Here is a 9,948-nt window from a genome sequence, read left to right on the forward strand (position 1 = left end):
GCGCGGCGCTACTGCAGCGTCAGCGGCATCGGGTCGACGCCGATCGACGGGATGCCGCGCCGGTCGAGCGAGGCGCGCAGCGCATCCGTGAGCGTCGCGCCGCCGGTGAAGGCGCCGAGCACCGGGCCCTCGTCCGAGCGCGCATCGCGCGGGGTGCTGCCGAGGAGCTGCGTCACCCGGCGCGCGATGGCGGGCGCCGGATCGATCCAGGTGACGGGCCAGGGCGCGAGCCGCTCGAAGCGGGCGCGCAGCAGCGGGTAATGGGTGCAGGCGAGGCAGACGACGTCGGTGCGCCGGCCGTCCTCGGCCGTGACGAAGCACGGTGCGATCTCGGCGGCGATCGCCGCGTCGTCCACCGGCGTGCCGGCGAGTTCCGCCTCGGCGTAGTTGGCGAGGTTCGCCGAGCCGATCGAGGTCACCGAGCAGGCCTCGGCATAGGTCATGATCAGGTCGCGCGTGTAGGAGCGCGCGACGGTGCCGGGGGTCGCCAGCAGCGTGACGAGGCGTGAGCGGCTGGTCTCGGCCGCCGGCTTGATCGGCGGCACCACGCCGACGAACGGCGTCGGGAAGCGCTGGCGCAGGGCCGGCAGCACCAGCGTCGAGGCGGTGTTGCAGGCGATGACGACGAGGTCGGGCCGGTGCGTCGCGATCAGGCGCGCCATCACGTCGAGCACGCGCTGGACCAGGACCGATTCCGAGAGCCGGCCGTAGGGAAAGGCCGCGTCGTCCGCAGCGTAGACGTAGCGCGCGTCGGGCCGGGCTCGGCGCACCTGCTCCAGCACCGTCAGGCCGCCGAGGCCCGAGTCGAACACCAGGATGGTGGGCTCGGGCGCCGCGCGCAAAGCCGCCGCCGACAGGCTCGCTCCGGCCATCAGATCGATCCGCATCAGAACGCGTACCCCAGCATCAGAGCCCCGCAGTCTTGGACGAGAGGGTTAAGGCCATCTCACTGCGGCTGCAAAAAGGCTCGGGGATCGATCAACCGCGTCGAGCGGCCCCGCTCTACACAGACTTGCGGCGCGTCGGCCGGCGTCGGTGAGCCTATTGCGAACTGAATCGTCGCGCTGCCGTTGTCGGCTGCGCCTTCGGCCATATCTCCATCAACCGCGACCGGCGGATCAGCGGACGACGGGAGGACCAGCATGGCTGCGACGGCGACACTTCGCGAGACGGACGCGCCCGCTCAGGCCTTCCCGCCGCCGCCCGTCTCCGCCCGGCCGGTGGACCGGGACGCCTGGATCGCCGCCTTCCGCTTCGTCCGTGCCGAGACCGAGCGCCGTGCCGCGCCGCTGTCGCCGGAGGATCAGCAGGTCCAATCGATGGCCGATGCCAGCCCGACCAAGTGGCATCGCGCGCACACGACATGGTTCTTCGAGCAGTTCCTGCTGCGCGAGCACCTGCCGGGCTACCGCATCCATGACGAGCGCCTGCATTACCTGTTCAACTCGTACTATGTCGCCGCCGGCCCACGTCAGCCGCGGGTGATGCGCGGGCTGATCACCCGGCCGACCACCGAGGAGATCGCCGGCTACCGCGCGCACATCGACCGCGCGGTCGAGACGTTGCTGGCGCAGGCCGCGCCGGGCGCGCTCGAGGCGATCCTGCCGATCCTCGAGATCGGGCTGTTCCACGAGCAGCAGCACCAGGAGCTGCTGCTCACCGACATCCTGCACGCCTTCGCGCAGAACCCGCTGCATCCGGTCTACGACGCCGAATGGCGTTTCCCGAAGGCGGCCAATCGTTCCGGCACGATCGACCTGGCCCACGGCATCCATCAGGTCGGCCATGCCGGCGACGGGTTCTCGTTCGACAACGAGCATCCCCGGCACGACAGCCTGGTCCTGCCCGTGTCGATCGACCGGGCGCTCGTCACGACCGGCGACTGGCTGCGCTTCATGGAAGATGGCGGCTATTCCCGCCCCGACCTGTGGTTGTCCGACGGCTGGCTCGCGGCGCAGGCCGAGGGCTGGGAGGCGCCGGGCTACTGGCAGCCGGGCGAGCCGGGCTGGACCTGCATGACGCTCGGCGGCCGGCGCCCGATCGATCCGGCGCAGCCCGTCACCCACGTCAGCTACTACGAGGCGGATGCCTACGCCCGCTGGGCCGGGCGCGACCTGCCGACCGAGTTCGAATGGGAGGTCGCCGCCCGCGACGGCAGACTCGACGACGCGTTCGGCCTCGTCTGGCAATGGACCCGCAGCGCCTACACCGCCTACCCGGGATACCGCCCGCTGCCGGGCGCACTCGGCGAGTACAACGGCAAGTTCATGTCGAACCAGTTCGTGCTGCGCGGCTCGTCGGTGGCGACGCCGGAGGGTCATGCGCGGCTGCCGTACCGCAATTTCTTCTATCCGCATCAGCGCTGGCAATTCACGGGCCTGCGCCTGGCGCAGTCCCGCGCCTGACGTCGCATCTCGGAGTACCGCGCGTGACCATCAAGCCCGTCTTCGCAGACGCGACGCCGCTCGCCCACTTGCCCGACGACCGGGCGTTCCTCGAAGACGTGCTGGCCGGGTTCGCGAAGCCGCAGAAGACCCTGCCGGCGAAGTACTTCTACGACGCCGTCGGGTCCGACCTGTTCGAGCAGATCACGCGGCTGCTGGAATACTACCCGACCCGGACTGAGATCGGCATCCTCGACATGCGAGGCGCCGAGATCGCCGCCGCCCTGCCGCGCGGCGCCGCGCTGGTGGAGTTCGGCAGCGGCTCGACCGTGAAGGTCCGTCGCCTGCTCCGGCACATGCCGGACCTCGCGGCCTACGTCCCGGTCGACGTGTCGGAGACGTTCCTGCGCAGCGAGGCGGCCGCGCTCCAGGGCGATCATCCCGCCCTGCGCATCGCGCCGATCGCCGCCGACTTCACCCAGCCCTTCGCCCTGCCGCACGACCTCGGCGACGCGCCGCGCGCCGGGTTCTTCCCGGGCTCGACCATCGGCAACTTCGAGCCCGCGGAGGCCGCCCGCCTGCTGCGCCAGTTCGGCGACGTGCTGGGGGAGGGCGCGACGCTCGTCGTCGGCGTCGACCTCGTCAAGGACGCCGCGGTGCTCGAGGCGGCCTACGACGACGCGGCCGGCGTGACCGCGGCGTTCAACCTCAATCTGCTGACCCGGATCGATCGCGACCTGTCCGGCACCTTCGCCGCCGCCGCGTTCGCGCACCGGGCGGTGTTCAACCGCGCGGCCTCGCGGATCGAGATGCATCTCGTGAGCCGCGCCGACCAGACGGTGACGGTGGCCGGACACGCCTTCGCCTTCGCCGAGGGCGAGACGATCCACACCGAGAACAGCTACAAGTACACGCTCGACGGTTTTCGCGCCTTGGCGGCGGAGGCCGGGTGGTCGCCGGTCACGGTGTGGACCGACCCCGAGAGGTTGTTCTCGGTGCATGCCCTGCGCTTGGGATAGGGGGCGGCTCGACGGTTCTTGCGAGAGCGTCGCACGTCACGACCCCCTCTCCCGCAGGGGAGAGGGCCTGCACCCCGATCCGCACGCAAGATCCGCGTCCGATCCCCCTCAGCCCAGCATCCGCAGGACGGCCCGCGCGGCGCGTTCGCCGTCGAGGGTCGCGCCGCCGACCGTCATGGCGCCGCCGCCCGCATAGGCTTCGCCGGCGAGGAAGATGCGGTCGCCGATCGCCGCCTGCAGGGCGGTCCGGGCGTCGGCATGGCCGGGATGGGCGATCGCGTAGCTGCCGCGCGCATGCGGATCGGTCCACCAGCCGGCAAGCTTGCCTGCCGTCATGGCGCCGCGCGCCTGCGTGCCGAGGATCGCCACCAGCCGGTCCGTGACCTCGGCGACGGCCGCCGCTTCGCCGAGCTCGCACAGGGCACGGGATCCGTCGCCGCCGATGTTAGCCACCGCGAGCGGTCGGTCGAACGGCGAGACCTCGAAGTAGATCGTCCGGTCCTGGTCGCCGCGGTGCGCCACGGACACTGCGTCCCCCACCGCCTTCAGGTCGATCCGGGCGGGATCGAGCCGGAGGCCGACCTTGCTGTAGGCGCCCATGCCGAGGCCGCCGAGCGCATCCCGCGTCGGGGCCGGCAGGTCCGGCGTGAAGCGGATCGTGCCCGCGGCCAGCACGCCGACCGGAACGGTGAGGATCACCGCCGCGGCGTCGAGCGTGCCGCCGGGCGTCGTCACCCGCACGCCCTCGCCGGTCCAATCGATGGCGGTCGCGGCCGTGCCGAGGGAGACCGGCATCGTCGCGAAGCGGCGGCGGACAAGGCTGCCGTAGCCGTCGAGCCACAGATCGGTGCCGGACCACAGCCGGTCGTAGTCGAGCACCGAGACGCGCTCGGGCTCCTCGCCGAGCGACAGCCGGGCAAGGCCCGCCGCCGCCTGCGCCATGTCCGGTCCGGCCGCGGCGGCGGCTTCGGCGAGCGACCGGTCGGGGCCGTCCACCGGCTTCAGGGCGGCGTCGAGGCCGGAGAAGGCGGCGCGGCGTCGGTTGCGCTCGGTCACGGTCGCCGGGCGCCCGTCGACGAACAGGATCCGCGCCCAGCCTTCCTGCCCGGCGATCCGCACGTTCTCGCGTTCGGCGACGGCGCGCCAGGGATTGCGCTCGGCCCAGTGAACGTACTCGGCACCGGCATCGAAGGGACAGTCCAGTCCGAGCCCGAGCTCGGTATGGGCGCGACCGCCGATGCGGTCGCGCGCCTCGATCACGGTGAAGGGACGCCCGGCCTGGCGCAGGATGTCGGCGGCCGCGAGCCCGGCCGCGCCGGCGCCGACGACGATCACCGGACCGTCGCGACCGGCCGCCCTTACGACCGGAGTCGCGAGGAGGGCGCCGATCAGCGCGGCGCGACGGGTGAGGGACATGACGGCTCCGTTCGCGCGAGTGCGTGCGGCGACCGGAGCGACGCGATCAGGCGCGCTTCTCCATCATCGCCTTGACCTGCATCAGCTGGTCCCAGACCTGGCCCGGCGAGGTTCCCATGAACTCGAAGCCGGCATTGATGCCCCAGTAGATCCCGAGGCAGATCAGCGGCACCAGCACCCAGGCCAGGATCTCCTCGCCGCGGCGGCGGCGGGTCCGGCGGCGGCGGCGCTCCTCGCGTCGGGTGACGGGCTTCGGTCGGGCGGGCGCCGCCGTGGGCTGATCGACGGGCAGGAGGGGGCCCTCATGCAGTTCGCTCATCGTCACGCCCGCTCGATCCTTCGCGGCGACGGTCGGCCGCCGCGTCCATGGTGCAATCGTCCGCGAACCTGAAAGCCGCATTCGCCGTCATGCGCAAGGCCCCGGAGCGCGAGGCGCGCTCCGGGGCCAGGTCGATCGGGCTCACGTCACTCCGGCGTCAAGCCCGGACGAGGGGGACTTTCGGCACCGTGCGGACGCCGCCGCCACCCGAATTGCCGCCCTTGTCGTCCTTGGGCGTCTTCTTGCGGGCCGCGGCCCGGGGCTTGGCGCGCTTGTGCTTCTTGACCGCGTTGGTCACGTCCGCTTCGGGCTTCGGCACCACGGGGCCGGCCGGGAACTCGAAGCCCAGCGTCTCCTTGCCGCCGGCCTTCGCCTCCGCATCCTCGGGCTTGCGCACGATGACGCGGACCGCGCCGCCGTTCTTCAGCTTGCCGAACAGCACCTCGTCGGCGAGCTGCGTCTTGATGCTCGACTGGATCAGCCGCGCCATCGGGCGGGCGCCCATCGCATCGTCGTAGCCGTGCTCGACCAGCCACGCGCGCGCCTCGTCCGACAGCTCGATCGTGACGTTGCGATCGGCGAGCTGCGCCTCGAGCTGGAGCACGAACTTGTCGACGACCTTGGCTACGACCTCCTTCGGCAGGTGGCCAAACGAGATGATCGCATCGAGCCGGTTGCGGAATTCCGGTGCGAACAGCTTGTTGATCGCCTCCACGTCGTCGCCCGTGCGCTTGGCCTGTGTGAAGCCGTAGGCCGACTTCGCGAGGTCGGACGCGCCTGCGTTCGTGGTCATGATGATGATCACGTTGCGGAAATCGACCTGCTTACCGTTGTGGTCGGTGAGCTTGCCGTGGTCCATCACCTGCAACAGGATGTTGAACAGGTCCGGATGCGCCTTCTCGATCTCGTCGAGCAGTAGCACGCAGTGCGGGTGCTGGTCGATCCCGTCGGTGAGCAGGCCGCCCTGGTCGAAGCCGACATAGCCGGGCGGTGCGCCGATCAGGCGCGAGACCGTGTGGCGCTCCATGTATTCCGACATGTCGAACCGCAGCATCTCGACGCCGAGCGACGACGCCAGCTGCTTGGCGGCCTCGGTCTTGCCGACGCCGGTCGGTCCCGCGAACAGGTAGGAGCCGATCGGCTTGTCCGGGTCGCGCAGGCCGGCGCGCGCCAGCTTGATCGCCGAGGTCAACGCATCGATGGCGTTGGGCTGGCCGTAGACGACGCGCTTCAGGTTCTCGGTGAGATGCTGGAGCACCACCGCGTCGTCCTTCGACACGGTCTTCGGGGGGATGCGCGCCATCGTGGCGATCGTCGCTTCGATCTCCTTGATGCCGATCACGCGCTTGCGGCGCGCCTCCGGCACCAGCATCTGCGACGCGCCGGTCTCGTCGATCACGTCGATCGCCTTGTCGGGCAGCTTGCGGTCGTTGATGTAACGCGCCGACAGCTCGACCGCGGCCTTCACGGCCTCGGTGGTGAACTTGAGCTTGTGGAACTCCTCGTAATAGGGCCGCAGGCCCTTCACGATCTCGATCGCGTCCGGGATCGACGGCTCGGCGACGTCGATCTTCTGGAAGCGACGCACCAGGGCGCGATCCTTCTCGAAGTACTGGCGGTACTCCTTGTAGGTGGTCGAGCCGATGCAGCGCAGGGTCCCGGCGGCGAGCGCGGGCTTGAGCAGGTTCGAGGCGTCCATCGCGCCGCCGGAGGTGGCGCCGGCGCCGATCACGGTGTGGATCTCGTCGATGAAGAGCACCGCGTTCGGGTGCGCCTCGATCTCCTTCATCACCTGCTTCAGGCGCTCCTCGAAGTCGCCGCGGTAGCGCGTGCCGGCGAGCAGCGTGCCCATGTCGAGGGAGAACACGGTGGCGTCGGCCAGGACCTCCGGCACCTCCTTCTGCACGATCTTGCGGGCGAGCCCTTCCGCGATCGCAGTCTTGCCGACGCCGGGATCGCCGACCAGCAGCGGGTTGTTCTTCTGCCGGCGGCACAGCACCTGGATCGTGCGCTGGACCTCGCTCTCGCGGCCGATCAGCGGGTCGACCTTGCCGTCGCGGGCCTTCTTGTTGAGGTTGACGCAGTAGGCGTCGAGGGCGTCGCCCTTCTTCTTCGTGCGGTTCTCGCCGTCGTCGCTCGGGCGCTCGTTCGAGCCCTCGTCGTCGGCCCCGCGCACCGGCTTCGCCTCGGAGGCGCCGGGGCGCTTGGCGATGCCGTGGCTGATGTAGTTGACCGCGTCGTAACGGGTCATGTCCTGCTCCTGCAGGAAGTAGGCGGCGTGGCTCTCGCGCTCGGCGAAGATCGCCACCAGCACGTTGGCGCCGGTGACCTCCTCGCGGCCCGAGGACTGCACGTGGATCACCGCGCGCTGGATCACGCGCTGGAAGCCGGCCGTGGGCTTGGCGTCCTGGCGTCCGTCCCCGGTGAGGTTGGAAAGCTCGGTGTCGACGTACTCGACGAGGCTGCGCTTCAGCGTGTCGATCTCGACGTTGCAGGCCCTCATGACGGCGGCGGCGTCCTGGTCGTCGACCAGCGCCAGGAGCAGATGCTCCAGCGTGGCGTATTCGTGCCGGCGCTCGCCGGCTAGCGCCAGGGCGCGGTGGAGAGCTTGTTCAAGGCTGCGTGAGAAGCTGGGCAATGCTCGAGCCTTTGTGCTGCGTGAGCCTACTTTTTTTCCATAACGCACTGCAGAGGATGTTGGTGTTTGCGCGCAAAGTCCATGACCTGCGTCACCTTGGTCTCGGCGACCTCGTAGGTGAACACCCCGCATTCTCCGACGCCGTTATGATGCACGTGCATCATGATCTGGTAGGCGTCTTCGTGGGTCTTGTTGAAGAAACGCTCGACCACCAGCACGACGAAATCCTGCGGCGTGTAGTCGTCGTTGAGCAATAGCACCCGATACAGGCTCGGCCGCTTGGTCTTCGGCTTGGTACGGGTGATGATCGCCGTATTCGAGCGATCGTCGCCGCCCGGGTCCCCGGGGTCCGAGGCGGTCGTCGTGAACCGCACCGCCTCGAGCGAAGGCCGGCCTGTCGAGTCGTGGGGATGAGCGGTGCCCCGCATCGGGACGTCTGTCATCGTGATGGAACCGGCTCCTTCGTGCCGGCCGGGGCTTGTCGCGTCGCTGCGACGGGCCCGGCCGCGTCTGAGCCAATCTAGGCGGCGGGATTCGGTTTCGCCAGTCGTCTGCGCGCAACTGTCCGGGAGCGGGCCGCCGCACCCGCAAACGGGTCAGGCGGGGGTTCGCGCCGCCGCCGCCGTGGCGGACCGGCCGACCAGCGTCGTGAACGGCTTCGCCATGTCCTGGGCCAGCGTGGCGTAGAGGTCGCGGAAGGTCGCCGCGCGCGCCATCCAGAGCTCGCCGGAGGTCTTCACGAACGCGCTCTGGATCTCGATCGCCTTGGCCGGGCTGCCGGCCTTCACGACCTTTTCCGTGGTCGCGGTGACCTCGGCGCTGACCTGCTTGAGGAAGTCCATCCACTCGATGCCGATGGTCTGGCTGGTGCGGGCGGCGGCGCCGACGCTCTGGCTCAGCGCCGCGGCGCCGGCCTTCGCGCCGTCGAGGCCGTTGCGGACCGCGTCGGCGGCCGGGGCGTAGGATGGGGTCATGAAGGATCTCCTGCGGCGCCACGGCCTCGACCGCGCGCCCGCGAACAATCGGGGTGCCACCGTCGTCCGGCCCGAACGGCTACGGCCCGTCACATTTGTGCACTGCAGCATCAGCCGTCAATCCGTGTTGCGATGCAAAAGTGATGCGTCGAATGTCGTCGGCTCCATTAACCGCGCTGTAACTGCATCGCCGTAGCGTGTTTGACAGACGTGATCGGGCCACGCCGCAGGGCATGTCCGAGCTGAATGGTGCGATGCAAACTGGCCGTGGCCGGTCTGTCGAGGGCAATGAGTCGTGATGCGTAGCGTTTCCCGTCGCTCCCGGACCGTGCCCACGATCTCGGCCGCGCTCGCCGCCGCCGCGGTCCTGACCGCGCTGGCGTCTCCCGCCGAGGCGCGCCGCCACGGGCGCCACGTCCGCCCCGGCGGCGGCTACAATCCGCCCTACGCCGCGATGGTGGTCGACGTGAAGTCCGGCCGCACGCTGCACGCGGTGAACGAGGACGCGATCCGGCACCCGGCCTCGATCACCAAGGTGATGACCCTCTACATGCTGTTCGAGCAGATGGAGAAGGGGCGCTTCGCCCTCGATTCCGAGCTGACGATCTCGGCCCATGCCGCAGCCCAGGCGCCGTCGAAGCTCGGCCTGCGGCCCGGCCAGACCATCGCCGTCGAGGACGCGATCAAGGCGATCGTCACCAAGTCGGCCAACGACGTGGCCTGCGCCATCGGCGAGAACATCGCCGGCTCCGAGGAGCGGTTCGCCGAGCTGATGACCGCCAAGGCGCACGCGCTCGGCATGAGCCGCACGCACTACGCCAACGCCTCGGGCCTTCCCGATTCCGAGCAGGTGACGACGGCCCGCGACCTCACCGTGCTGGCGCGCGCGATCCAGGACCGCTTCCCGCGCTACTACCGCTACTTCCAGACCCGGTCCTTCGCCTTCCGCGGCCGGACGATCGGCAACCACAACCACCTGCTCGGCAACGTCGAGGGCGTCGACGGCATCAAGACCGGCTACACCCGCGATTCCGGCTTCAACCTGATGACGGCGGCCAAGTCCGACGACCGCCAGATCGTCGCGATCGTGCTCGGCGGCAAGTCGGGCGCCAGCCGCGACCGGATCATGGCCGACCTCGTCCGCGCCAGCCTGCCGCGTGCCTATGCCGGCGCCCGCCAGGCGCCGCCGACCGTCGAG

General features: G+C 70.1%; 10 protein-coding genes. 3 read left to right on the plus strand and 7 right to left on the minus strand.

The window, feature by feature from the left end; translation table 11 throughout:
- Positions 1–8 precede the first annotated feature (8 nt).
- Positions 9–887 carry a glutamate racemase gene (murI, locus tag FV223_RS11965; RefSeq protein ID WP_147727258.1) on the minus strand — a complete coding sequence of 293 codons (879 nt, stop codon included), beginning with the start codon at positions 885–887 and terminating at the stop codon, positions 9–11.
- A gap of 59 nt (positions 888–946) precedes the next feature.
- Entirely contained in the window at positions 947–1,144 is a 198-nt protein-coding gene (locus FV223_RS11970) for a hypothetical protein (protein ID WP_147727259.1), read from the minus strand.
- Here FV223_RS11970 and egtB point away from each other — a divergent pair.
- Together egtB and egtD are read left to right on the plus strand one after the other, a co-directional pair.
- The gene (gene egtB / locus FV223_RS11975; protein WP_147727260.1) at positions 1,143–2,405 is read left to right on the plus strand and encodes an ergothioneine biosynthesis protein EgtB; all 1,263 of its coding nucleotides are present in this window, start codon (positions 1,143–1,145) and stop codon (positions 2,403–2,405) included. The two genes, FV223_RS11970 and egtB, sit on opposite strands and share 2 nt — an antisense overlap.
- A gap of 23 nt (positions 2,406–2,428) precedes the next feature.
- Positions 2,429–3,403 carry an L-histidine N(alpha)-methyltransferase gene (gene egtD, locus FV223_RS11980; RefSeq protein WP_147727261.1) on the plus strand — a complete coding sequence of 325 codons (975 nt, stop codon included), beginning with the start codon at positions 2,429–2,431 and terminating at the stop codon, positions 3,401–3,403.
- A gap of 108 nt (positions 3,404–3,511) precedes the next feature.
- Here the strand turns inward: egtD and FV223_RS11985 are convergent, their stop codons facing one another.
- The 5 genes from FV223_RS11985 to FV223_RS12005 form a co-directional block, all read right to left on the minus strand.
- Complete coding sequence (locus FV223_RS11985; protein ID WP_147727262.1) at positions 3,512–4,819, minus strand: NAD(P)/FAD-dependent oxidoreductase; 1,308 nt, start codon at positions 4,817–4,819, stop codon at positions 3,512–3,514.
- Positions 4,820–4,865: 46 nt separating this feature from the next.
- Complete coding sequence (locus tag FV223_RS11990; RefSeq protein WP_147727263.1) at positions 4,866–5,138, minus strand: hypothetical protein; 273 nt, start codon at positions 5,136–5,138, stop codon at positions 4,866–4,868.
- A gap of 157 nt (positions 5,139–5,295) precedes the next feature.
- Complete coding sequence (gene clpA, locus FV223_RS11995) at positions 5,296–7,776, minus strand: ATP-dependent Clp protease ATP-binding subunit ClpA (RefSeq protein ID WP_147727264.1); 2,481 nt, start codon at positions 7,774–7,776, stop codon at positions 5,296–5,298.
- 26 nt (positions 7,777–7,802) lie between these two features.
- Positions 7,803–8,219, minus strand: a complete 417-nt coding sequence (clpS, locus tag FV223_RS12000) for an ATP-dependent Clp protease adapter ClpS (protein ID WP_243933045.1) — start codon at positions 8,217–8,219, stop codon at positions 7,803–7,805.
- A 153-nt stretch (positions 8,220–8,372) separates the two neighbouring features.
- Positions 8,373–8,750 carry a phasin family protein gene (locus tag FV223_RS12005; RefSeq protein WP_187274711.1) on the minus strand — a complete coding sequence of 126 codons (378 nt, stop codon included), beginning with the start codon at positions 8,748–8,750 and terminating at the stop codon, positions 8,373–8,375.
- 298 nt (positions 8,751–9,048) lie between these two features.
- On the opposite strand from FV223_RS12005, the gene FV223_RS12010 reads away from it, so the two are divergent.
- Positions 9,049–9,948 (plus strand): D-alanyl-D-alanine carboxypeptidase family protein (locus FV223_RS12010; protein ID WP_147727266.1); only part of this gene is annotated, 900 nt, incomplete at its 3' end.

Origin of the sequence: Methylobacterium sp. WL116 (assembly GCF_008039455.1) — a bacterium.
Classification (GTDB): domain Bacteria; phylum Pseudomonadota; class Alphaproteobacteria; order Rhizobiales; family Beijerinckiaceae; genus Methylobacterium.